This window comes from Achromobacter insolitus, from assembly GCF_002209555.1.
Classification (GTDB): Bacteria; Pseudomonadota; Gammaproteobacteria; order Burkholderiales; family Burkholderiaceae_B; genus Achromobacter; species Achromobacter insolitus.
Genome location: NZ_NJIF01000001.1, coordinates 834447 through 857208 on the forward strand (window position 1 = coordinate 834447; position 22762 = coordinate 857208).

19 protein-coding genes and 1 tRNA gene are annotated in these 22762 nt (G+C 63.8%); 5 read left to right on the forward strand and 15 right to left on the reverse strand.

Annotated features, from left to right (window positions below; all coding sequences use genetic code 11):
- The first annotated feature begins 14 nt into the window (after window positions 1-14).
- Both CEY08_RS03755 and CEY08_RS03760 read left to right on the forward strand, forming a co-directional pair.
- Window positions 15-704, forward strand: a complete 690-nt coding sequence (locus CEY08_RS03755) for a glutathione S-transferase family protein (RefSeq protein WP_088607583.1) — start codon at window positions 15-17, stop codon at window positions 702-704.
- Window positions 705-888: 184 nt separating this feature from the next.
- Entirely contained in the window at window positions 889-1452 is a 564-nt protein-coding gene (locus CEY08_RS03760; RefSeq protein WP_063960056.1) for a PIN domain-containing protein, read from the forward strand.
- Between the two features lie 5 nt (window positions 1453-1457).
- Here the strand turns inward: CEY08_RS03760 and CEY08_RS03765 are convergent, their stop codons facing one another.
- The 4 genes from CEY08_RS03765 to rpsO all read right to left on the reverse strand — a co-directional run bounded on the left by CEY08_RS03765 (window position 1458) and on the right by rpsO (window position 6167).
- Entirely contained in the window at window positions 1458-2675 is a 1218-nt protein-coding gene (locus tag CEY08_RS03765; RefSeq protein WP_076816001.1) for a threonine ammonia-lyase, read from the reverse strand.
- A gap of 14 nt (window positions 2676-2689) precedes the next feature.
- Window positions 2690-3418 carry a hypothetical protein gene (locus tag CEY08_RS03770; RefSeq protein WP_076816003.1) on the reverse strand — a complete coding sequence of 243 codons (729 nt, stop codon included), beginning with the start codon at window positions 3416-3418 and terminating at the stop codon, window positions 2690-2692.
- A gap of 226 nt (window positions 3419-3644) precedes the next feature.
- Complete coding sequence (gene pnp / locus CEY08_RS03775; RefSeq protein WP_042796644.1) at window positions 3645-5807, reverse strand: polyribonucleotide nucleotidyltransferase; 2163 nt, start codon at window positions 5805-5807, stop codon at window positions 3645-3647.
- A gap of 90 nt (window positions 5808-5897) precedes the next feature.
- The gene (rpsO, locus tag CEY08_RS03780; RefSeq protein ID WP_006223612.1) at window positions 5898-6167 is read right to left on the reverse strand and encodes a 30S ribosomal protein S15; all 270 of its coding nucleotides are present in this window, start codon (window positions 6165-6167) and stop codon (window positions 5898-5900) included.
- Between the two features lie 310 nt (window positions 6168-6477).
- Here rpsO and CEY08_RS03785 point away from each other — a divergent pair, with 310 nt between their 5' ends.
- Window positions 6478-6996 (forward strand): hypothetical protein, encoded by a 519-nt coding sequence (locus CEY08_RS03785; protein WP_076816005.1) that lies wholly within the window; start codon window positions 6478-6480, stop codon window positions 6994-6996.
- Between the two features lie 64 nt (window positions 6997-7060).
- Here CEY08_RS03785 and pssA read toward each other — a convergent pair whose 3' ends face one another.
- The 4 genes from pssA to CEY08_RS03805 form a co-directional block, all read right to left on the reverse strand.
- Window positions 7061-7834: a CDP-diacylglycerol--serine O-phosphatidyltransferase gene (pssA, locus tag CEY08_RS03790; RefSeq protein ID WP_013391930.1), complete on the reverse strand. Its 774-nt coding sequence runs from the start codon at window positions 7832-7834 to the stop codon at window positions 7061-7063.
- A gap of 179 nt (window positions 7835-8013) precedes the next feature.
- Entirely contained in the window at window positions 8014-9030 is a 1017-nt protein-coding gene (gene ilvC / locus CEY08_RS03795; protein ID WP_042796642.1) for a ketol-acid reductoisomerase, read from the reverse strand.
- A 75-nt stretch (window positions 9031-9105) separates the two neighbouring features.
- Complete coding sequence (gene ilvN, locus CEY08_RS03800) at window positions 9106-9597, reverse strand: acetolactate synthase small subunit (RefSeq protein WP_006223608.1); 492 nt, start codon at window positions 9595-9597, stop codon at window positions 9106-9108.
- An 11-nt stretch (window positions 9598-9608) separates the two neighbouring features.
- Window positions 9609-11378 (reverse strand): acetolactate synthase 3 catalytic subunit, encoded by a 1770-nt coding sequence (locus tag CEY08_RS03805; RefSeq protein WP_223306567.1) that lies wholly within the window; start codon window positions 11376-11378, stop codon window positions 9609-9611.
- Window positions 11379-11796: 418 nt separating this feature from the next.
- Between CEY08_RS03805 and CEY08_RS03810 the strand changes: the two genes are divergently transcribed.
- Window positions 11797-14019 carry an FUSC family protein gene (locus CEY08_RS03810; RefSeq protein ID WP_076816007.1) on the forward strand — a complete coding sequence of 741 codons (2223 nt, stop codon included), beginning with the start codon at window positions 11797-11799 and terminating at the stop codon, window positions 14017-14019.
- 57 nt (window positions 14020-14076) lie between these two features.
- On the opposite strand, the gene yaaA is transcribed toward CEY08_RS03810, so the two are convergent.
- The 3 genes from yaaA to CEY08_RS03825 all read right to left on the reverse strand — a co-directional run bounded on the left by yaaA (window position 14077) and on the right by CEY08_RS03825 (window position 16965).
- Window positions 14077-14847, reverse strand: a complete 771-nt coding sequence (gene yaaA, locus CEY08_RS03815; RefSeq protein WP_042796641.1) for a peroxide stress protein YaaA — start codon at window positions 14845-14847, stop codon at window positions 14077-14079.
- 15 nt (window positions 14848-14862) lie between these two features.
- Entirely contained in the window at window positions 14863-15645 is a 783-nt protein-coding gene (locus CEY08_RS03820; RefSeq protein WP_042796640.1) for a 3-hydroxybutyrate dehydrogenase, read from the reverse strand.
- A gap of 102 nt (window positions 15646-15747) precedes the next feature.
- Window positions 15748-16965 (reverse strand): cation:proton antiporter domain-containing protein, encoded by a 1218-nt coding sequence (locus CEY08_RS03825; RefSeq protein WP_042796639.1) that lies wholly within the window; start codon window positions 16963-16965, stop codon window positions 15748-15750.
- Window positions 16966-17245: 280 nt separating this feature from the next.
- On the opposite strand from CEY08_RS03825, the gene CEY08_RS03830 reads away from it, so the two are divergent.
- A tRNA-Ser gene (locus CEY08_RS03830) sits at window positions 17246-17336 on the forward strand.
- A gap of 150 nt (window positions 17337-17486) precedes the next feature.
- Here CEY08_RS03830 and CEY08_RS03835 read toward each other — a convergent pair.
- The 4 genes from CEY08_RS03835 to CEY08_RS03850 all read right to left on the reverse strand — a co-directional run bounded on the left by CEY08_RS03835 (window position 17487) and on the right by CEY08_RS03850 (window position 22684).
- Complete coding sequence (locus CEY08_RS03835) at window positions 17487-19085, reverse strand: methyl-accepting chemotaxis protein (protein ID WP_269471926.1); 1599 nt, start codon at window positions 19083-19085, stop codon at window positions 17487-17489.
- A gap of 360 nt (window positions 19086-19445) precedes the next feature.
- Window positions 19446-20063 (reverse strand): flavin reductase family protein, encoded by a 618-nt coding sequence (locus CEY08_RS03840; RefSeq protein WP_076816011.1) that lies wholly within the window; start codon window positions 20061-20063, stop codon window positions 19446-19448.
- Between the two features lie 3 nt (window positions 20064-20066).
- Window positions 20067-21017 carry a carbon-nitrogen hydrolase family protein gene (locus CEY08_RS03845; protein WP_076816013.1) on the reverse strand — a complete coding sequence of 317 codons (951 nt, stop codon included), beginning with the start codon at window positions 21015-21017 and terminating at the stop codon, window positions 20067-20069.
- Window positions 21018-21031: 14 nt separating this feature from the next.
- Window positions 21032-22684, reverse strand: a complete 1653-nt coding sequence (locus CEY08_RS03850; RefSeq protein ID WP_063642154.1) for an MFS transporter — start codon at window positions 22682-22684, stop codon at window positions 21032-21034.
- Window positions 22685-22762: the final 78 nt, after the last annotated feature.

The following is a 22762-nucleotide window of genomic DNA, read 5'->3' on the forward strand; positions in this document are numbered from 1 at the left end:
CCAGGGAGCGCGCCATGATCACCCTCTACTCGTACCCCGGACTCTACGGGCTGGAAGACAACAATCCCTACGGCCTGAAGATCTACGCCTTCCTGAAGCTCTGCCGGTTGCCGTTCGACCACCGCCACACGCTGGATGTCCAATCTGCCCCCCGCGGCCAATTGCCGTACATCGCCGACGGGGAGCAGCGCATCGGCGACAGCGACACCATCATCACGTACCTGAAGCGCGCGTACGACCTGACCATCGACGACTCCCTCACGCCGACGCAGCAAAGGCAGGACCTGCTGGTCCGCCGCGCGTTGGACGACCTGTACTGGGTCATGTCCTACTCCCGCTGGCGCGACGACCGCTATTGGCCCATCTTCCGCAAAGCGCTGCTGGACGCCCACCCGGACGTCACGCCCGAGCAAGTGGACGCTGCCCGCCAATACAATTTCCAGCGCTACCACTACCAGGGCATCGGACGCTATGCACCCGAAGACGCGTACGCGCGCGGGATCGCCGATCTGGAAGCCATCTCCAGCCTGCTGGGCGACAACGGCTTCATGTTTGGCCCCAATCCGGGTAGCGTGGACGCAGGCATCTACGGCTTTATCGCCAATATCTATTTCTACGCCATTGATACGCCGCTCAAGCAATGCCTGGTGTCTCGGCGCAATCTGGTCAGCCACTGCAACGCCGTGCGCGCCGAGCTGGGTTAGGCCCGGCACAGGCGCGCACGCGCCCAGCCCCTCGGCCATTTCCAAAAAACGTTATTCTTGCGCCTCGCTTTCCATTTATCCGCCCCCACTGCCTCCGGCGCGCCATGCGCCAGCAGGGCCCAGACCGCACTTGACCGCCTCTTCCCCCACCCCGCCCTTCATCGTCCTGGACGCCTGCGTCCTTATGTCCGGCATCCTGCGCCGCATGCTGCTCCGCCTGGCGGAGGCCGGCGTGTACACCCCGGTATGGACGGATCGCATCGGCGAGGAATGGCGCCGCAATGCCTCGCGCATCTGGGAGATCCCGCCGGAAGTGATGATGGAACTGTGGGACGACATGAACGCGCGCTTTCCTGGCGCTCGCGAAGCGGACACGCAGGTCTACGAGGCCTCTTTGCGCTACAGCGATCCCAAAGACTTCCACGTGATCGCAGCCGGCCTGGCACGGCGCGCGCGCTGCGGCTTGCAGCAACCGCCGGTGGTGCAAGTGCTGACCTGGAACCTGAAGGATTTCAACCGTTCCGAACTGCGCCGCCAGGGGCTGGACGTCTACAACCCCGACCGCATGCTGACTCACTGGTGGCAGGCGGCGCCTGACGCCATCCGGGCCGCAGCGGCGCAGGTGCCGGCGGATTACGTGGCGCTGGGCCGCGAACCCGAACCGCTGTCGGCCACGCTGCACCGCGAGCGCCTGTATGGGCTGAAGAGTCTGTTGGCGCGAGATGCCGCGCAGAGCGGCGGCGCCTGAACCGCTCAGTGGTCGTGGTTGCTGGCGGCGAAACCCGCCGCGTTCAGCACGTCGATCACTTCCTGGATGTGCTCATGGCCGCGCGTCTGCAACACGAAGTCCACCTCGACATTGCGCACAGGCAATGAGGTGAAGGCACGCTGATGGTGCACTTCGGTGATGTTGGCTTGCGCATCGGCGATAAGCTTGGTGGCATGGGCCAGCGCGCCGGGCAGGTCGCGCAGATCCACCCGGATGCGAGCCAGGCGGCCGGCGCGCACCATGCCACGTTCGATCAGCTCGCCCAGCATCAGCGGATCGATGTTGCCGCCCGTCAGCACCAGGCCGATACGCTTGCCTTTGTAGCGGTTGCTGCCTTCTTCCTGCGCGCGCAGCAGCGCAGCCAGGCCGGCGGCCCCCGCGCCTTCTACCACCGATTTCTCGATTTCCAGCAGCACGACAATGGCGTGCTCGATGTCGCTTTCGCTGACCAGCTCGATGCGGTCGACGAGCTGGCTCACGATGGGCTGGGTCAGCGCGCCCGGCGATTTCACCGCGATGCCCTCGGCGATCGTGTAGGCGCCCAGCGGCATGGACACACCCTTGACGGCCGCGTACATCGACGGGAAACGTTCGGTCTGCACGCCGATGATCTCGATGCCGGGCTTGAGCGCCTTGGCGGCCGTGGCTATGCCTGAAATCAGGCCGCCGCCGCCAATGGCGATGACCAGGGTATCCAGCTGCGGCTGGTCTTCCAGCATTTCCAGTGCCACCGTGCCCTGCCCAGAAATGACCGCTTCGTCATCATAGGGGTGGATCATGATCAGGCCGCGCTCCCGGGCCAGTTCGTAGCCGCGCGCCTTGGCGTCATCGAAGGTATCGCCGGCCAGCACCACTTCGGCGCCAAAGCGGCGCGTATTGGCGACCTTGACAGTGGGGGTGAAGCGCGGCATCACGATCACGGCAGGCACCCCCATGCGCTGGGCATGGTAGGCCACGCCCTGCGCGTGGTTGCCCGCGGAGACGGCGATCACGCCCTTGGCGCGTTCATCCTCCGACAGCGTCAACATGCGGTTGAGCGCGCCGCGCTCCTTGAACGAAGCCGTGAACTGCAGGTTCTCAAATTTCAGCCAGATCTCGGCGCCGAAAATATCGGACAGCGTGCGGGACAGGGTAAAGGGGGTCTTCAGCACCTGGCCGCGCAGGTTCTCGCGGGCGGTCTGAATGGAAGCGATATCGATCACGATGGAAAATCCTGTTAGCGCACTGGCAGGAAATTGAAGAGCAGCAGACCCTGCGCGTAGTTGATCCCGATACGCCGCGTGTTCTCGCCGAGCAGATTGGCGATCAGGTCCAGACGGCCGATGATGGCGCCGAATTCGCGTTCAAAGCTGAGATTGGTGGCGTTCTGGGACATTTCGTTGGCCAGCAGCAAGGGTTCGCCCTGGGCATTGCGGCGCGACGCCAGCAGCCAGGCCGCTGCCTCGACGTTCCGTGCGGCATTGTAGACCCGCTGTCCGTCCAGCGCGTCGGTGGCGTACAGGCGCGTCTTGCCGTTGTGGGCCGCGATGATGGTGTCCGCCAGGCCGTAAATGAAGGCGGCGACCCGGTCGCCGGAATAGTTGGGGTCCAGGGACACGGCCAGGATCTGGATGTCTCGCAACCCGGCCAGGTCCTTGGGCGGAATACGGACTTCGATGGAATGCTTGACCAGCGACACGGCTTTGGGCAGATCGGGCGCTCCCGACTTGCGCCATTCGCGCGGATTGCGGCGGTAGAGCTTGTCCAGCAGTACGTAGAGGCTGGCCAGGTTGTCGCGGACTTCCAGCGTGACGGTACGATTGAAGTCCGTCTGGCCGAACTGGTCGGCGGACATATCTTCGCTCTTGGGGGTGCCCTGACCCGGTCCGGGGCTGCTGCTCATGCAGCCGGTCAGCAGCGCCGCAAGCAGCACCGCGGCACTGGCGGGTCTGGCCCACGCCGTCATGCCTTGCCCATCCGTTTCCCCCCTGTCCGTCACGGCGCGAATGCCATCCTCCCTGTGCGGGTGGCTCCGCTCTCGCGCAAGACTTTACAGGAAGGTAGGCGCCGTTGGGAGATGTCCGGCGCATGAAGAAGCAAGAAGATGAGTCCGGGCCGGCCGATGCTGGGCGGCGCCCGGCCATGAAAAACGGCGCCCTGGGGCGCCGTTTCATGCTACCGGTTGCGCGCGCTTATTCGGCTTGCGGTTCCGATTGGGGGGCAGCTTCAGGAGCGGCAGCGGCTTGCTGCTGCTCGATGCCGCCGATCGCCTTGATGGACAGGCGCAGGCGGCCCTTGTCGTCGGCCTCGATGACCTTGACGCGGACTTGCTGGCCGACCTTCAGCACATCGTTGATGTTGGCGATGCGGTAGTTGGCGATTTCCGAGATGTGCAGCAGGCCGTCGCGGCCCGGCAGCACTTGCACGATGGCGCCGAAATCCAGCAGGCGCAGCACCGCGCCTTCGTAGATCTGGCCCACTTCGACGTCGGCGGTCAGCTCGACGATGCGGCGCTGGGCTTCCTTGGCCTGCGCTTCGTCGACGCTGGCGATCACGATCGTGCCGTCGTCGGAGATGTCGATCTGCGTGCCGGTTTCTTCGGTCAGCGCGCGGATGGTGGCGCCGCCCTTGCCGATCACGTCGCGGATCTTCTCGGGATTGATCTTGATGGTCAGCATGCGCGGGGCGAAAGCGGACAGCTCGCCACGCGAACCGTCCAGCGCTTCCTTCATCTTGCCCAGGATGTGCAGGCGGCCTTCGCGGGCCTGAGCCAGCGCCACTTGCATGATTTCCTTGGTGATGCCCTGGATCTTGATGTCCATCTGCAGTGCGGTGACGCCGTTCTCGGTGCCCGCGACCTTGAAGTCCATGTCGCCCAGGTGATCTTCATCGCCCAGGATGTCCGTCAGCACGGCGAACTTGCCGCCGTCCAGGATCAGGCCCATGGCCACGCCAGCCACGTGATCCTTGACCGGCACGCCGGCGTCCATCATGGCCAGCGAGCCGCCGCAGACCGAAGCCATCGACGACGAGCCGTTGGACTCGGTGATTTCCGACACGATGCGGATGGTGTACTGGAAGTCTTCCGGAGCCGGCAGCAGCGGGATCAGTGCGCGCTTGGCCAGGCGGCCGTGGCCGATTTCACGGCGCTTGGGCACACCAATGCGGCCCGTTTCGCCGGTGGCGAACGGAGGCATGTTGTAGTGCAGCATGAAGCGGTCGCGGTATTCGCCCATGAGCGCGTCGATGATCTGCTCGTCCTGCTTGGTGCCCAGCGTGGCCACGACCAGCGCCTGGGTTTCACCACGAGTGAACAACGCGCTGCCGTGGGCGCGCGGCAGCACGCCCAGGCGCACGCTGATCGGGCGCACGGTGCGGGTGTCGCGGCCGTCGATGCGCGGCTCGCCGTTCAGGATCTGGCCGCGAACGATGGCGGATTCCAGCGAGAACAGGATGTTGTCGACGGTGACGGCGTCCGGAGCCGGCTCGCCCTTTTCAGCGGCGGCGGCGTTCAGCTTGGCCGAGACGTTGGCGTAGACTTCGCGCAACTGGGTGGTGCGGGCTTGCTTTTCGCGGACCTGGTAGGCGGCGTTCAGGCCTTCCTGGGCAGCCGCGGTGACGGCGGCGATCAGGGCCTCGTCCTTGGCGGGCGCTTGCCATTCCCAATCGGGCTTGCCAGCGTCCTTGACCAGTTCGTGAATGGCGTTGATGACGGCCTGCATTTGCTGGTGGCCGTAGACCACGCCGCCCAGCATGATTTCTTCGGACAGCTGGTCGGCTTCGGATTCAACCATCAGCACGGCGTTTTCGGTGCCGGCGACAACCAGGTCCAGCTTGGACGACTTCAACTGCGAGGCAGTCGGGTTGATGGCGTACTGGCCATCGATGTAACCCACGCGCGCGGCGCCGATCGGGCCGTTGAACGGAATGCCCGAAATGGCCAGCGCGGCCGAGGCGCCGATCATGGCGGGAATGTCGGGATCGATTTCGGGATTGACCGACAGCGTGTGGATGACCACCTGGACTTCGTTGTAGAAGTCTTCGGGGAACAGCGGACGCAGGGGACGGTCGATCAGGCGCGAGGTCAGCGTTTCCTTCTCGGAGGGCTTGCCTTCGCGCTTGAAGAAGCCACCCGGAATACGGCCGGCGGCGTAGGTCTTCTCGATGTAGTCAACGGTCAGCGGGAAAAACGTCTGACCCGGCTTGGCCTTCTTGGAAGCCACAACGGTGGCGAGGACGACGGTGTCCTCGACGGACACCACGACGGCGCCGGAAGCCTGGCGAGCGATCTCGCCAGTTTCCAGTACGACCGTGTGCTGGCCATACTGGAACGATTTTGTCACTTTATTGAACATGACGATTATTCCTTACAAATGAAAAACCGTGGCCGTCGCGACATGCGTCGCACCGACCACGGTTGCGTCATGGGGAGCCAGCCCCGTCGATCACTTGCGCAGACCGAGTTTTTCGATCAGTGCGCGGTACGAATCGGGATTGCGGCCCTTGAGATAGTCGAGCAGCTTGCGGCGACGGCTGACCATACGGAGCAGACCGCGGCGCGAGTGATGGTCCTTCATGTGTTCTTTGAAGTGACCGGTCAGTTCGTTGATGCGGGCGGTGAGCAGAGCCACCTGAACTTCGGGGGAGCCGGTATCGCCTTGAGCACGTTGGAATTGCGCGACGATATCGGATTTCTTGATGTCAGCTACAGACATTTATGACCTCTTCGGACATGCGACAGGGCCGAGGCGCCCTGACGTGGTTGGGAAAAAATTTTGCGTGGACCTGGCTGAATTCGCTTTCTCACTGCTGCCATTGATGACTCAAACAGAAGCCCGGAACCCGGGTGTGGGCGCGGCGTTTCAACACCGGGACCAGGCACCTGGAGAGCTCTGCGGCCAGCGCAAAGTATCTTGCAAAATCAATACACTTGATAAAGCTCGATGATTATAGCCGATTCGCTAGAATTACCCCAATGAGGGCGCCTGCCCCGCCGCAGGCCGCGGTGCGACGTAAGGAGAAAATATGTCTAAATATTACAAAAGTGCCCGTCTGGCGCTGGCCGCCGCAGTCGTGGCCGGGCTGACCGCCTGCGCAAACATGGCCCAGATCCCGCCCGGCACGCCCTACGCCGACGTGCTGTCCAAGTTCGGACAACCCAACTTCGAATGCCCGCAAGCCAATGGCGGACGCCGCGTCATCTGGACGCAGCAGCCGATGGGCCAATATGCCTGGGGCACCAATGTAGGCACGGACGGCCGCGTGGGCCAGGTGGTCCCGCTCCTGACGGATGCGCACTTCAAGGTGCTGAGCGAAGGCGAATGGGGTCCTGACCGCGTGCGCTGCGAATTCGGCCCGCCCGCCCGCATCGAGGAAGCCGGCCTGGGCGAAAAGCGTGAGGTGGTCTGGTCGTACCGCTACAAGGAAAACGGCGTATGGAACTCGCTGATGTACGTATACATGGGCCGCGACGGCAGCAGGCTGACGCACTTCCATCCCGGGCCGGACCCCATGTACGACGACGATCGGTTCATGTGGCGCTGAGCCATCCCTGAAAAACACAACCCGCCATCCGGCGGGTTGTGTTTTAGGGGGCAGCCTGCCGCGATCAGGAGGACTGGCTGCGGCGTTCCTGTGTCAGGCGGCGCGCGCGGTTCCAGCGCCAGGCCCACATGATCCAGCCCGACAGGCCATACAGCACGAACAGGCCGAACAGCACGACCGGGGGATCGCTGGACACGAAGACGAACACGGCCACCACCAGCAGGATGCCCCAGAACGGCACGCTGCGACCCAGCGCGAAACTCTTGCCACTGAAGAACGGCGCATTCGACACCATGGAAATGCCGGCGTACATGGTCAGCGTGAACGCCGCCCAGGCCATCAGGCTGTCATGGATGGGCAGCTTGTTGTCCACGGCCAGCCAGACGAAACCCGCCACCAGCGCGCCCGCGGCCGGACTGGGCAGCCCCTGGAAGTAGCGCTTGTCCACCACGGCAATGTTGGTGTTGAAACGCGCCAGGCGCAGCGCGGCCCCGGCCACGTAGACAAAAGCGGCCAGCCAACCCCAGCGGCCCAGGTCGTTCAGGATCCATTCGTACATGACCAACGCCGGCGCCACGCCGAAGGAAGTCATATCGGACAGGGAATCGTATTGCTCGCCAAAGGCGGACTGCGTGTTGGTCAGGCGGGCGACCCGGCCATCCATGCCGTCCAACACCATGGCCGCGAAAATCGCGATGGCAGCCACTTCGAAGCGGTCGTTCATGGCCTGCACGACGGCGTAGAACCCCGCGAACAGTGCGGCGGTGGTGAACGCGTTAGGCAACAGGTAAATGCTGCGGTGGCGGTTCTCGGAATCGCGCATGGAAAAATTGGGCATGGTCTCAATAACTTACAACGAACATTGAAAGGTTAACCCATCTGGCCCCGCTTGCGGGCCGGAGCAAGCCGCGTGCCTGGCAAGATCGACGGGGACGCCGGCAAAAAAAACGGCATGCCCTCGCAGGCATGCCGCTTCGACCCTGATTACGCGGGGCTGGCCCCGCGCAGTGGCAGGGATCAGTTCTTGGACTTGTCCACCAGCTTGTTGGCGGCGATCCAGGGCATCATGGCGCGCAGCTTGCCGCCCACTTGCTCGATCTGCGATTCCGCGTTGATGCGGCGGCGCGAGGTCAGCGTCGGAGCGCCGGCGGTGTTTTCCAGGATGAACTTCTTGGCGTATTCGCCGGTCTGGATGTCCGTCAGGCACTGGCGCATGGCCTTGCGGGTTTCGTCGGTGACGATCTTCGGACCCGTTTCGTATTCGCCGAACTCGGCGTTGTTCGAAATCGAGTAGTTCATGTTGGCGATGCCGCCTTCGTAGATCAGGTCGACGATCAGCTTCAGTTCGTGCAGGCACTCGAAGTACGCCATTTCGGGGGCGTAGCCGGCTTCCACCAGCGTGTCGAAACCGGCCTTGATCAGTTCGACGGTACCGCCGCACAGCACGGCCTGTTCGCCGAACAGGTCGGTTTCGGTTTCTTCGCGGAAGTTCGTTTCGATGATGCCGGCACGGCCGCCGCCGTTGGCGCTGGCGTACGACAGGGCCACGTCACGCGCGGCGCCCGACTTGTCCTGATACACGGCCACCAGGTGGGGCACGCCGCCGCCCTGCTTGTAGGTGTTGCGCACGGTGTGGCCCGGAGCCTTCGGGGCGATCATGATGACGTCGATGTCTTCGCGCGGCACGACCTGGCCGTAGTGCACGTTGAAGCCGTGGGCGAACGCCAGGGCGGCGCCAGCCTTGATGTTGGCGTGCACTTCCTTGTTGTAGACGGAAGCGATGTTCTCGTCGGGCAGCAGCATCATGACGATGTCGGCGGACTTGACGGCGTCGGCGACTTCCTTGACTTCCAGGCCGGCGTTGGCGGCCTTGTTCCACGAGGCGCCGCCCTTGCGCAGGCCAACCACGACCTTCACGCCCGACTCATGCAGGTTCTGCGCATGCGCGTGGCCTTGCGAGCCGTAGCCGATGATGGCAACAGTCTTGCCCTTGACGAGGGAGAGATCGCAGTCTTTGTCGTAGAAAACTTTCATGGTTTGCTCCAGATTCCAGTATTTTGGATATTTGTTTAATTCAGATGTAGGGTGCGGCTTGGCCTGGAAGGCCGGTCAAATCTTCAAAATCCGTTCACCGCGTCCGATGCCGGACACGCCGGTGCGCACGGTTTCAAGGATGGCACTGCGGTCCAGGGCCTCCAGGAAGGCCTGTACTTTTTCCTGCACCCCCGTCAATTCGATGGTGTAGGACTTGTCGGTCACGTCGATGATGCGGCCGCGGAAGATGTCCGCCATGCGCTTCATTTCCTCACGCTCCTTGCCGACCGCGCGTACCTTCACAAGCATCAGCTCGCGCTCGATGTGCGCGCCTTCGGTCAGGTCGACGACCTTGACCACGTCCACCAGGCGGTTCAGGTGCTTGGTGATCTGCTCGATCACTTCGTCGGAACCGGTGGTCACGATGGTCATGCGCGACAGCGTGGAGTCCTCGGTGGGCGCCACCGTCAGGGTCTCGATGTTGTAGCCCCGCGCGGAAAACAGTCCCACCACGCGCGACAGCGCGCCGGGTTCGTTCTCGAGGAGGACGGAAATCACGTGTTTCATGGGTGGCCTCCTTACAGGTCTTCAGAGCCGAGCAGCATTTCGGTCAGCCCGCGGCCGGCCTTGACCATCGGCCACACGTTCTCGGTGCGGTCGGTGATGAAGTCCAGGAAGACCAGGCGGTCCTTGTGCTTCTTGAACGCTTCGCGCAGCGCCGGCTCGACATCCGCCGGACGTTCGATGCGCAGACCCACGTGGCCATAGGCCTCGGCCACCTTGACGAAATCGGGCAGCGAATCCATGTAGGACTCGGAATACCGCGAACCGTAGTCGATCTGCTGCCACTGCCGGACCATGCCCAGGAAGCGGTTGTTCAGGCAGACGATCTTCGGCGTCAGGCGGTACTGGTGGCAGGTCGACAGTTCCTGGATGTTCATCTGGATGGACGCTTCGCCGGTGATGACGGCGACGTCCTGCCCCGGATTGGCCATCTGCACGCCCATCGCGTACGGCAGGCCCACACCCATGGTGCCCAGGCCGCCGGAGTTGATCCAGCGGCGCGGCTTGTCGAACTTGTAGTACTGCGCCGCCCACATCTGGTGCTGGCCCACGTCGGAAGTCACGAAGGCGTCGCCGCCGGTCACTTCCCAGAGCTTTTCCACCACGTATTGCGGCTTGATGACTTCGTCCGAGTTGGCGAACTTCAGGCATTCCTTGCCGCGCCAGGTCTCGACCTGCTCCCACCACTTGGTGATGGAGGCGGGCTTGTGCTCGGCCGCGGCGATGTCGTACTGCGCGCTGAGGTCTGCCAGGACGTCCTTGACGTTACCCACGATCGGGACGTCCACGCGCACGCGCTTGGAGATCGACGAAGGATCGATATCGATATGGATGATCTTGCGGGCGTTCTGGGCGAAGTGCTTGGGGTTGCCGATCACGCGGTCGTCGAAACGGGCGCCAATGGCCAGCAGGACGTCGCAATGCTGCATCGCCATATTGGCTTCGTAGGTGCCGTGCATGCCGGGCATGCCGACGAACTGGCCGCTGCTGGCGGGATAGCCGCCCAGGCCCATCAGGGTGCTGGTGCAGGGCGCGCCCAGTTGCGTCACGAGCTTGTTCAGCTCGGGCGCGGCATTCGACAGGATGACCCCGCCGCCCGTGTAGATCATGGGCCGCTCGGCGGCCAGCAGCATCTGCACGGCTTTCTTGATCTGCCCCTGGTGGCCCTTGTTGACGGGCGCGTAGGAGCGCATCGAGATCTCGCCCTTGGGCGGCGTGTACTTGCACTGCGCGACGGTGATGTCCTTGGGGATATCCACCAGCACCGGGCCGGGACGGCCGGTGCGCGCGATGTAGAACGCGCGGCGCATGGTTTCGGCCAGGTCCTTGACGTCGCGCACGAGGAAATTGTGCTTGACGCAGGGACGCGTGATGCCGACGGTGTCGCATTCCTGGAAGGCGTCCTCGCCGATGGCCGCAGTGGGCACTTGCCCGCTGATGATGACCATGGGGATGGAATCCATGTAGGCGGTGGCGATGCCGGTGACGGCATTGGTCACGCCCGGTCCGCTGGTCACGATGCAGACGCCAACCTTTTGCGACGAGCGCGAATAGGCATCGGCGGCGTGCACGGCGGCCTGCTCGTGACGAACCAGGATATGCTGGAATTTGTCTTGCTTGAAAATCGCGTCGTAGATGTAGAGCACCGCGCCGCCGGGGTAGCCGAAAACGTGTTCCACGCCTTCATCGGCCAGGCAGCGCACGACGATATCGGCGCCATTCAGTTCCATGTTGTCATTCCTTTCAGTACCGGCCCTGCAACCCTGACTGCTGCTCGCCCGGATACGGCGGCAACTGAACCCATACCGGTTCCGACAACATGATCCGGCGCTTTGCGGCTCACGGAGCCACGCCACCCGGACACCTTGCCGACCCGGCACACGCTCGACAGAACGCAGTGCAAACGCCCCTGGGGGACGCTGGAGGTCGAAATGGAAGCCTTGGCAACACACGCTTGTGGCGCGGCCAACGGCAGGTGTAACTGCTGCGGGATGACTGGGAGGTGACCCTGGCAATCCGCCTCAACGCACCGGTTTCGGATAGGCTGACCGGCGCAAGTGGAGCAATTTACCGCGTTGCGTCAAAGGTAGCAAATCGACCTTTCTCCAAGCGTTGCGCGGAAGGTTCGGTAACTATCTGACCCCAAAAATTGGAACAGTCTCTCTATACTTGTTTCGTCACCCAGAACCGAGCCCCCCGCCCATGGATTTGCGCATTGCCAGCATCCGCCGCTTCCTCTACAGCCACTACTTCTTCGGAGGGGTGCGGCAAGGGGTCGGAATGCTGTTGCCGGTGCTGGTGCTGGGCGGCATCTTCGGTAACTACACGACGGGCCTGGTCGCGACCTTCGGCGCGCAGTGCCTGGCCATCATCGACCAGCCGGGCGGACCGCAGCGCCATCGCACCAACGAGATGCTGGGCGGCGCGGCGCTGGGCACGCTGACCGTCATCATCACGGGCCTGGCATCCTCGCATCCCGTGCTGATCTGGCTGGCGGTCATCGCGCAGTGCTTCGTCTATTCGATGTTCACCGTGTTCGGCAAGCGCGGCGGGCTGATCGGCTTTGCCGGGCTGCTGCTGATGACCCTGACCATGCATTCGCCGTTGGCGCCCCACGAGGTGCTGGCGCACGCCGCGGCCACGCTGGGCGGCGCATTGTTCTACGTTGCATTCAGCCTGGGCTTTTCACGGCTGTTCTGGCTGCGCGAGGAGCAGCAGGCCATGTCCGTGGCGCTCTTTGCCACCGCCGACTACGTCGCGGCGCGCGCCACTTTCTATGACGAAACGGCCGATCTGGACGACGCCTATCGCGACCTGATCCAGCGCCAGTCCATCATGACCGAAAAGCACCAGGCAGCGCGCGACATGGTGCTGCGCGCCCTGCCTCGCGGCAAGGGGCTGGGCGACCGGCAGCGCGTGATGATCTGGAACATGTTCGTGGACATGCTGCAGCTGCTGGACACGCTGGTGGCCACGCACACCGATTACCCCGCGCTACGCCGCGCGCTGGCCGGCAGCGACTGCCTGATGTTCATGCGTGACGCGCTGGTGAAGATGTCGCTGGAGCTCAACCGCATCGCGCTGGACGTGTCGCGCGGACGCAAGGTGCAGTACCGCAGCAGCGCCCGCGCTGAACTGCGCGCCATCGAATACGAAATCGAACAGCTCAAGCAACAGGGCCTGGGCGAGCGCGAGCCCGAGATGCTCGCCCTGATCGTCCAGGTATTGCGCCGGCTGCGCAACTCGGCGCGCATCGTCGACCGCCTTGCCGACCACACCGCCGCCTCGCCGGATGCCAAACCCACTGACGTGCTGCGCATCAACAAGTCGCTGACGCGCTTCATCTCGCGACAGGAATTCCGCGTGGGACTGCTGACCAGCAACCTGCGGCTGGACTCGCCGCATTTCCGCTATGCGCTGCGGGTAACGGCCGCCGCGGCCATCGCCATGACGCTGGCCAGCCAGTGGCTGTCACCCGCGTTTTCCGCGCACAACTACTGGATCATGCTGACGATCGTCATCATTATGAAGCCGGGCTTTGCGCTGACGCGCCAGCGCAATAGCTGGCGCCTGACGGGCACGCTGATCGGCTGCATCCTGGCCCTGCTCCTGTTCAACCTGACCGACAGGCCGGAAATCCTGTTCGCGGTGCTGCTGGGCGCCTGCATCATGGGCAACAGCCTGGTGCAGCTGAACTACATGGCGAGCGCCACTTTCAATACCCTGTTCGTGGTGCTGGTGTTCCACTTCGTGTCTCCGGGCACCGTCTCGATGTCGGTGATCGGCGAACGCGCCATCGACACGCTGCTGGGCTGCGCGCTGGCGCTGATCTGCAGCTACATCCTGCCCTGGTGGGAAGCCCGCTACCTGAAGCCGCTGGCCGCGGCGGCAACGCGCGCCAATCGCGAATACCTGATCGCGGGCATGCGCTACGTCGAGGCCATGCAGGCCCATGGCGCGCCGGTGGGCGCCGCAGCCGGCGAGACGCCGGCCGTGACGGACGCCGACCTGGCATGGCGCCTGGCGCGCAAGAATGTGCACATCGCATTCAGCAATTTCGCTGAAGCCTTCTACCGCATGATGAGCGAGCCCACGTCGCACCAGGTAAGCGTGCCCGAGCTGAACAACCTGCTGATCCAGAACCACATCCTGGCTTCCCAGATCACGGCGGCCATTCCCATCCTGGCCAGCCTGCCCGCCACGCCCGACGCCGTGCAGCGGGCGCTGACCGGCATGGTGGACCTGCTGGACGAGCATCGCGCCCAGCCGCCAACCGACCTGCCTACGCAATTCAACACTGAAGGCGAGCAGGCCGCCCTGGTCTATCCGATCAAGCAAATGCTGAAGGCCGCGCACATGATCCGCCAGGAGCTGCACGCGTTGGCCGATCCCACGCACGCGCCGCCGGTGGCGGCGGCCGTGTAACGCCGTGAATCCTGTCGGACGAGTTGGGGGATCCCGGGCGCAGGGCCCGGGACCGGGTCAGACCTTGCGCCGGAATACCAGCTTGTCTTCCGACGAAGCGGAGGCGTCGAACTTATATCCTTCGAGGTCGAAGCCTTGCAGGCCTTCCGGCTTGGACACCTTATGCAGGATCGCGTAGCGCGCCATCAAGCCGCGTGCGCGCTTGGCGTGGAAGCTGATGACCTTCCAGGCACCGTTCTTCCAGTCCTGGAAGACACACTGCACCACGCGCGCCTTGAGGGTCTTCAGGTCGACCGACTTGAAGTATTCCTCGGATGCCAGGTTGACGATCACGGGCGCCTTCTGGCCAGCCTGCCGTTCGTTCAGGTATTCGGCGATGGCCGGTCCCCAATACTCGTACAGGTTCTTGCCCTTGGGTGTAGCCAGGCGCGTGCCCATTTCCAGGCGGTACGGCTGCATCAGGTCCAGCGGGCGCAGCACGCCATACAGGCCGCTCAGGATGGCCACGTGCTCTTGCGCCCAGTCCAACTGCTTGGCCGACAGGGTCGCGGCTTCCAGGCCTTCGTAGACGTCGCCATTGAAGGCCAGCACGGCCTGGCGCGAATTGGCCTGCGTGAAGCTGCGCTTCCAGCTGGCATAGCGTTGCACGTTCAGTTCGGACAGCGCCGGGCTCAGGCTCATGAGCTCGGAAATATCCTCGGCCGACTTGGTCTTCAGAACCTTGATCAGGCCGGCAGCCTGGTCCACGAACAGCGGCTGGGTATGCGTCTCGATGTGCAGCGGCGAGTCGTAGTCCAGCTTTTTGGCGGGTGAAAGCAGAAACAACATTCCGGAAATTCCTTTTTAGCGTGCCGTCCAGCCGCCATCGACCGAGACGGACGTACCTGTAATTTGAGCCGCGGCGTCCGAAGCCAGGAACACGGCGGTGCCCCCCAATTGCTCCGGCGTCACGAATTGCAGCGACGGCTGCTTCTCGCTCAGCAGTTCGCGCGCGGCCGTTTCCTGGTCGACGCCATTCTTTTCCGCCAGCGCGGTGATCTGTTTTTCAACCAGAGGGGTGCGCACCCAACCCGGGCAGATCGAGTTGGCGGTGATGCCCTGCCCGGCGGTCTCCAGTGCCGTGACCTTGGTAAAGCCGACCACGCCATGCTTGGCCGCAACGTAGGCCGACTTGTTGGCCGACGCCACCAGCCCATGGGCAGAAGCGATATTGATGATGCGGCCAAAACCCTGTTTCTTCATGTGCGGCAAGGCGGCGGCCGTGCCATGGAACACGGCGGACAGGTTCAGCGCCAGGATTGCATCCCACTTTTCCGCGGGGAAATCCTCGATCAGCGCGGTGTGCTGGATACCGGCGTTATTGACCAGGATGTCAATGCGGCCCATCTGGCGCACGGTGTTCTCGACCAGCTCGCGCACGGCGGCGCCCTTGGACAGGTCGGCGCCGTCGTAGATCACCTTCACGCCGTGCTTGTCGGCCAGGCCGGCGCGGACCTTTTCGATTTCGGCGGCGTCGCCAAAGCCGTTCAAGACGATATCGGCGCCTTGCTGGGCGAAGGCTGTGGCGATACCCAGGCCGATGCCGCTGGTGGAACCGGTGACAAGGGCGACTTTTCCTTTAAGCATGAGCATTCTCCTGTGGTCGGGCACATTGGACGGGCCAAGCGGGGTTCAAGTGTAGCTGCCCGGCATGGCGGCAATCATGCCATGCCCGTACGGCCCGCGGGGTCAAGCAGCAGGCGGAGGATCGCGCGGCGCAGGAGGGTTCGGCGTCTCGTCCTGGACCGGCTCCGCCGCCGGCAGATCAGCCATGCCGCCCCGGTTCTCCGGGATGCGCTCCAGCAGCTTGATCAGCATCGGCACCACGCCCATCGAGATCGCCACGATGACGGACAGCACGTCGCGCTGTTCCAGGTTCACCAGTTTGTTGTCCCAGGCTTCGTTGAAGATGGCGAAGCTGAACTCCCCGCCCTGCGCCAGCGCCAGGGCGAACAGCAGGCGGTGATAACGCGGCAACCCGAGAAAGCGGGAAAATCCATACAGAATCGAGGCCTTGACCAGCAGCAGGGCAAATACGCCCAAAAGAATGAAAGGCCAATGGCTGGCCACCACCTTCAGGTTCACGGACATGCCGATGGCCACGAAGAACAGGCCCAGCAATAAACCCTTGAACGGGTCGATCGCCTTTTCCAGGTCGTCCCGATAGCGCGATTCGGCCATCAGCACGCCCACCAGGAATCCGCCCAGGCCGGCGGACAGGCCGGCGAAGTCGAACAGTTGCGCGGCGCCCACCACCATCAACAAGGCCGCGGCGGTGAACAATTCGTTCAGTTGCGCCTTCGCCGCCCAACCCAGCAGCCGCAGCCGGTACGCGGCCGCCACCACCAGCACCGCTATCAGCGCCTCCTTGAAGGATGGCGCCGAAGTGCCGTCGGAACCGAGCAGACCCGCCGCCACCAACATCGGAATTGCCGCCATATCCTGAAAAAGCAATATCCCCAAGGCCGACCTGCCCAGCGGCGTGCGCGTCAGCATGCGCTCATCCAGCAGCCGCAAGGCCACCGCCGTCGAGGACAAGGCTAGCGACAGGCCGCACAGGATCGCCGCCTGCCACTCCATGCCAGCCAAGTGCCGCAGCGCGGCACCGAACACCACCGCCAGCAGCAGCCCGCAAGCCAGCATCTGCAAAGAGCCCAGCACGAAGACTTCGTTGCGCATGGCCCACAGGCGCTTGGGGGAAAGCTCCAGCCCGATGATGAACAGCATCATCACCACGCCCCACTGCGACACCCCGATCATCGTGTCCACGTTGGTGACCAGCCTGAGGCAGGACGGCCCGACCAGCACGCCGGCCAGCAGATAGCCGGGGATGGCGCCCAGGCCCAGCAACTGGGTGAGAGGCACGCACAATACTGCCGCAAGCAGGAGGATAAGGATCAGATCCATGGGACGAGCGGTTCCGGGATGTGCGCCTGGACGGAGGGATGCCCGGACTGGAACGCCGGGCATGTCGGAATTCTGGGGCAAAGAACCCCGCCACTGAAAGCCGGTTGAAACCCGTTGTGGGAGACTATCCACGCCCCCTTTACACAAACAAAAAAAATCCTGTAGAATTGCGGGCTTCGCTGCTTCGACAACGTAGATCCTTCCGACCAGGGATCTTTAGTGGAAGACCCGGCCCGGGGCAAACCCAGCCAGGACAACCACCGTTACGAAACCCAGCCACGGAGAGGTGGCAGAGTGGTCGAATGTACCTGACTCGAAATCAGGCGTACGGTATCCCCGTACCGTGGGTTCGAATCCCACCCTCTCCGCCAAGTATTCCAAGCACTTGTGCCTGATTCAAGCGATCAGCCAAGCGCAACTCAAAAGCCCCTTCCGAGGGGCTTTTGTTTTTTCCGGCGTGTTTCTCTTCCGACCTATGGACGCCTCTGGCCGGAAGATTGGCCCGAGGCGCTCTCCCGAGGCTAGTACGCCGCGAGCTGCAAGGCCGCCGACGCCTGGCGGGGCGCGGCCAGCACAGCCCCCGCCTCCGCGCCCGGCAACTTGAATGCGCTGACCGCCCGCGTCAACTCCGCCGTCTGGTCCTGCATGGACCCCGCCGCGGCGGCGGCCTCTTCGACCAGCGCCGCATTCTGCTGCGTCACTTCGTCCATCTGCGACACGGCGAGGTTGACGTGCCCGATGCCGTCCGCCTGTTCGGCGGACGCCGCGGCGATCTCGCCCATGATGTCCGTCACGCGCCGCACGGCGCCGACGATCTCCTGCATCGTCGACCCGGCGCGTTGCGCGCTGCCGGAACCCTGGTCGATTTTCTGCACGGTGTCTTCGATCAGGGTCTTGATCTCCTTGGCGGCCTGGGCGCTGCGTTGCGCCAAGGTGCGCACCTCGGCCGCGACCACGGCGAAGCCCTTGCCCTGCTCGCCCGCCCGCGCCGCTTCCACCGCCGCGTTCAGCGCCAGGATGTTGGTCTGGAAGGCGATTCCCTCTATCACCGAAACAATATCGGCGATCTTGACCGAACTGGCCGAAATCGCGCTCATGGTGCTGACGACTTCGGAAACCGTGGAGCCGCCCAGGGAAGCCGTGTCGGACGCCGCCGCGGCAAGCTGGTTGGCCTGCATGGCGCGTTCGGCGTTCAGCTTCACGGTGGACGACAGTTGCTCCATCGAAGCCGCAGTCTCTTCCAGCGACGCGGCCTGCTGCTCCGTCCGGGAAGACAGGTCTGTGTTGCCCGCCGCGATCTCGCCCGATGCGGAAGCGATGCTGTCGACGCCCGCGCGTATCCTGGCGACAGTGCCGGCCAGGTTCGCATTCATGGACTCCAGCGCCCGCATCAGTTGCCCGATTTCGTCGCGGGAAGTCACGGCAATGGAACTGGTGAGATCGCTGGCTGCGACCGTGCGCGCCACGCGCACCGCCTCGGACAGCGGACGCGTAATGCTGCGCGTCAGCAGAACGGCCAGCAGCAGGCCGCTGACCACCGCGATGGAACCGATGGCGATCATCCAGAAATTGGCCGTGCCGTATGCGCTCTGGATATCGGCGGCCCGGGCGTCGATTTCGGCCCGCTGCAGGCTGGACAAGCGTGTGATCTGTTCAATGAACTGGCGCGTCGCCGGCAGGAACTCCCGGTTGAAAATGGCGTCGGCGGCCTGCACGTTGCCTTCCTGCTTGGCCTTGAAGATGCCGTCGCGGGTACGCAAATAGTCCGCGCGGGACTTCCGGATGCCTTCCCACAGGTCTTTTTCCTGATCGCTTTGGATCAAGGGTTCGATTTGCTGCTGCAGCGCCGAGGAATTCCGGGTGGAGGCCGCCGCTTCTTCCGCGAAAAAGCCCGCCAGGCTGGCGTCGGCGCTTTTGGCGATCGCCGTAGTGCGCGTCACCCCGGACTGGATGTTGCGGGCCCAATCGTTGATCAGGCGCTCCTTGATCAAGGAGCGCTGCGTCACGGTTTCCACCGACTCGTTGATATTGGCCAGACTGACCAGGCCGACCACGCACATGACGATGATCATGGCCAGCAGGATGGCAAATCCACCCGCCAGGCGGGTTCCAAGCTTCATGTTGTTCATATTGCTCCCGGCTACTTCAGGGGCAATCGGACACGCACTCGGGCAGAAGCCTCGACGCCGGGCAATCGCCGCCGCCAATGCAAGCCAGATGCCCGCAAGCCCCTGGATATCCGCCCCCAAAATTGTGTCCGTTGTATATGAAAGATGCCGCCGGAAGCCTCTGTTGCGAGGACAAACGAGACAGCCGGCGGAATGCTAACAGCGCCGATTTGGCCCGCATCGAGGGAAATGAAGAACGAATTGACGCAAGCTCTTCGCTTTGCGTAACCGGTGCCAGATCGCCGGGTCCGGCCGCCCCCCCAAGAAAAAAGGCGGCTGAAGCAGCCGCCTTTCCCACCGCCCCATCACGTATTACAGCGGCGCCGTCGGCCGCGCCAGTTGGAACAGATCCGTGCTGCGCGCGTACCAGCCGCCGCCATGCATGCGAGCGATCAGCCCCATGCTGGGCGTATCCATGTACCCGCGCTCGGCATCCTGCACGTAGGCATCGTCGACATGCGCGCCCAACACCCGGCCGATCACCACGAGCTGGCGCGGACCGGTCACGATGGTTGCCTGGCTGACGCATTCCAGCGACACAGGAGAGCCCTTGATCAGCGGGGGACGCACATGGATTGCCGGCAGTGCAGTCAGGCCGGCCGCCGCCAATTCGTCCACATCCGCCGGGTAGTCAGCACAAGTCTGGTTCATTTGCGCGACCAGCGACTCCGGCACCAGATTCACCACGAACTCGCCGTTCTCGATGATGTTGGCGCCAGAGTCCTTCAGTTCACCGCTGGCATGGCGCATCAGGCCGATGGCCACCGTCGGCGGCTGAGGCCCCATCACATTGAAGAAGCTGAAGGGAGCCGCGTTGACAACGCCTTTGCCAGAAATCGTGGTGAGCCACGCGATCGGGCGGGGCGTGACGGTTGAGGTCAGCACGTTGTAGACCGTCTGCGTCGGCAAGGCGCTGAAATCAAAATGCATGATTCAAGCCTCCCCGGTGTTCAGCGCCGAGACGGCGCGCTTTTCGCGGGTGTCGACTTGCAGCTGGAACACGTCGGGACGGGCGTAATGGCCGGAGACGTCAAAGTCATACTTGCCGCGCAGGATCTGGTTGGGATTGATGTCCGCGTACAGAATAGTCTCGGCCGAAAAATCCGGGCCCGCCAGCACTTCGCCCAGCGGATCGATGATGGCGCTGCCGCCGCGCATCAGCACGGTGTCGGGCGCGTCGCCCAGGGCGCATTCGAAATCGTCGGGATAGGCGTCGCGGCGCAAGTGCTGGCAAGCCGTGAGGACGTAGCAACGGCCTTCCAGCGCGATATGGCGCATGCTGGGGATCCAAGAATCGCGGTCGTCGGCGGTGGGCGCGCAATACAACGCCACGCCCTGGCTGTACATGTACATGCGCAGCATGGGCATGTAGTTTTCCCAGCAGATGACGGCGCCGATCTTGCCGTAAGGCGTATCGATGACGGGCATGGTGGAGCCGTCGCCGAAGCCCCAGATCAAGCGCTCGCCCGCGGTGGGCATCAGCTTGCGGTGCTTACCCGCCAGCCCTTCGCGGCCATTGAAATACAGCACGGTGCAATACAGCGTGCCGCCGTCGGCCTCGATGCAGCCCATGACCACGAAGCTGTCGGTGTCGACCGCGGCCTGGGCCACCAGCGCAACCTCTTCACCGTCCAGCCGGATCGCCTGGCGGTGGTAGCTCGCGAACGCGTCGCGGCCTTCGGGTTTGCGCATGCCTATGGGCGCGCCAAAGGAATTGCCCTTGGGATAGCCGCCCAGGAACGCCTCGGGGAACACAAGCACCCGGGCGCCCTGCTCGGCCGCCTGGCGGATCAGGGAAGCCGCCTTCTCGGCGCAGGCGACGCTGTCGGTGGGGATGGAGGCCGCCTGGATGACGGCAGCCTTGAAGCTCTGTTGCGTGGACATGTCTCTCCTTTTTTTCAGTGTGCAGCGTCTTCGTCGATGGCGCGGGCGCGGGTGTTGGGCAGGAACAGGCTGCCGATGACGCCCACCACCGCAGTCACGACGACCGGATACATCAGGCCGCCAAAGATGTTTCCGCTGGCCTGGGCCAGGTAGGTGGCGGTAAAGGGCACGATACCGCCGAAGATGCCGGCACCGATGTGATACGGGAAGGATAGTGCCGTATAGCGGATACGGGCGGGGAAGAGCTCGACCAGATAGGACGCGACGGGACCGTAGACCATCGCCACGACTGCCGTCATCAGCACCAGGAGCAGGATGATGGTCGTGCGGTCGACGCGCGCGGGGTCGGCGCGCTCGGGATAGCCGGCGGCGGTCAGCGCGCTGGTGTAGGCGGCGCGGTCAAAACCGTTGACGGTCGTGCCGCCCACGCTCATGGCGATGCTCTGGCCGGGCAGCGGCGCCGCGTACTCGAAGTTGATGCCCTTGCCGACGAGGAATTTCTTCGCTTGCACGCAGACCTTCTTGTGGTCGGCATGGCTGCCTATCATGGCCGCCTGCAGCCCGAAATCGCAGGCGCCGCCGCTGGTGTCGGCATGCACGCGCACCGGCGTGGTCTGCATGGCCTGCGCCAAGGCCGGGTTGCCCGCCTTGAGCAGCACCTCGAACATGGAGTGGTAGCCGAGAGCCGCGACGAACAGGCCTGCCATCATGATCCACTTGCGGCCGATACGGTCCGACAGCCAGCCAAACAGCACGAAGGTGGGCGCGCCGATGATGAAACCGATCAGAATCAGCGTGTAGACACTGGTCTGATCCAGCTGCACTGCCTGCTGCAGGAAGATCATGACGTAGAACTGGCCGGTGAAGTAGGTCGCGCCCTGGCCGGCGGTGACGCCGATCAGCGCCAGCAGCACCAGCCGCAGGCTGGACCATTGGCCGAACGTCTCCTTGACCGGGTTCTTGGACAGGCGGTTCTGCTGCTTCATGCGCGTGAATACGGGCGACTCGTGCAGCTTGGCACGCACGTAGATCGAAATCGCCAGCATCACGATCGACAGGATGAACGGCAGGCGCCAGCCCCATTGGCGGAAATCCTCCGCGCTCATGGACGCCTGCGTGCACAGGATCACAATCAAAGACAGGATCAGGCCCGCCGACGAGGTAATCTGGATCCAGCCCGTCAGCAACCCGCGGCGCCTGGGTTCGCAGTGTTCGGCCACGTAGATGACCGCGCCGCCGTACTCGCCGCCTACCGCCAGGCCCTGCACCACGCGCAAGGTCAGCAACAGGATCCACGACAAGTGGCCGGCCGATTCATACGTGGGCAGGCAGCCGATCAGCACGGTCGCGCCGCCCATCATGACCACGGTGATGAGGAAGGTGTACTTGCGGCCCAGCTTGTCGCCCAGGTAGCCGAACAGCACTGCGCCCAGCGGCCGGATGATGAACCCCACCGCCAGGGCGCCGAGCGCGGCCAGCAGCGCGACCGTGGGATTGTCCTGCGGAAACAGTACCTGGCTCATGAAGACGGCCAAGGTCCCGTAAATGAAAAAGTCGTACCACTCGAACAAGGTGCCCAGGGTCGAGGCAACCACCACCTGGCGTTCCTCTTTCCTGCTGAGCGTCGGACCGGCCTCGATCCGCTGCATTGCCACATTCGCTTCCATGCCTGCGTTCCCCAAACGTTCTAGATTGATAATGCTGTAGTCATTAACTATTATCAAACTTAACTCGGGGCATGAAAA

Coding starts and splice junctions, on each gene's coding strand:
- CEY08_RS03850 (WP_063642154.1), bottom strand. CDS start 22,684: ATGGAAGCGAATGTGGCAATGCAGCGGATCGAGGCCGGTCCGACGCTC.
- ilvN (WP_006223608.1), bottom strand. CDS start 9,597: ATGAAACACGTGATTTCCGTCCTCCTCGAGAACGAACCCGGCGCGCTG.
- CEY08_RS03810 (WP_076816007.1), top strand. CDS start 11,797: ATGGATTTGCGCATTGCCAGCATCCGCCGCTTCCTCTACAGCCACTAC.
- CEY08_RS03840 (WP_076816011.1), bottom strand. CDS start 20,063: ATGCATTTTGATTTCAGCGCCTTGCCGACGCAGACGGTCTACAACGTG.
- CEY08_RS03820 (WP_042796640.1), bottom strand. CDS start 15,645: ATGCTTAAAGGAAAAGTCGCCCTTGTCACCGGTTCCACCAGCGGCATC.
- rpsO (WP_006223612.1), bottom strand. CDS start 6,167: ATGTCTGTAGCTGACATCAAGAAATCCGATATCGTCGCGCAATTCCAA.
- CEY08_RS03755 (WP_088607583.1), top strand. CDS start 15: ATGATCACCCTCTACTCGTACCCCGGACTCTACGGGCTGGAAGACAAC.
- CEY08_RS03825 (WP_042796639.1), bottom strand. CDS start 16,965: ATGGATCTGATCCTTATCCTCCTGCTTGCGGCAGTATTGTGCGTGCCT.
- CEY08_RS03770 (WP_076816003.1), bottom strand. CDS start 3,418: ATGACGGCGTGGGCCAGACCCGCCAGTGCCGCGGTGCTGCTTGCGGCG.
- pnp (WP_042796644.1), bottom strand. CDS start 5,807: ATGTTCAATAAAGTGACAAAATCGTTCCAGTATGGCCAGCACACGGTC.
- CEY08_RS03845 (WP_076816013.1), bottom strand. CDS start 21,017: ATGTCCACGCAACAGAGCTTCAAGGCTGCCGTCATCCAGGCGGCCTCC.
- pssA (WP_013391930.1), bottom strand. CDS start 7,834: ATGCCCAATTTTTCCATGCGCGATTCCGAGAACCGCCACCGCAGCATT.
- ilvC (WP_042796642.1), bottom strand. CDS start 9,030: ATGAAAGTTTTCTACGACAAAGACTGCGATCTCTCCCTCGTCAAGGGC.
- CEY08_RS03760 (WP_063960056.1), top strand. CDS start 889: ATGTCCGGCATCCTGCGCCGCATGCTGCTCCGCCTGGCGGAGGCCGGC.
- CEY08_RS03835 (WP_269471926.1), bottom strand. CDS start 19,085: ATGAAGCTTGGAACCCGCCTGGCGGGTGGATTTGCCATCCTGCTGGCC.
- yaaA (WP_042796641.1), bottom strand. CDS start 14,847: ATGTTGTTTCTGCTTTCACCCGCCAAAAAGCTGGACTACGACTCGCCG.
- CEY08_RS03785 (WP_076816005.1), top strand. CDS start 6,478: ATGTCTAAATATTACAAAAGTGCCCGTCTGGCGCTGGCCGCCGCAGTC.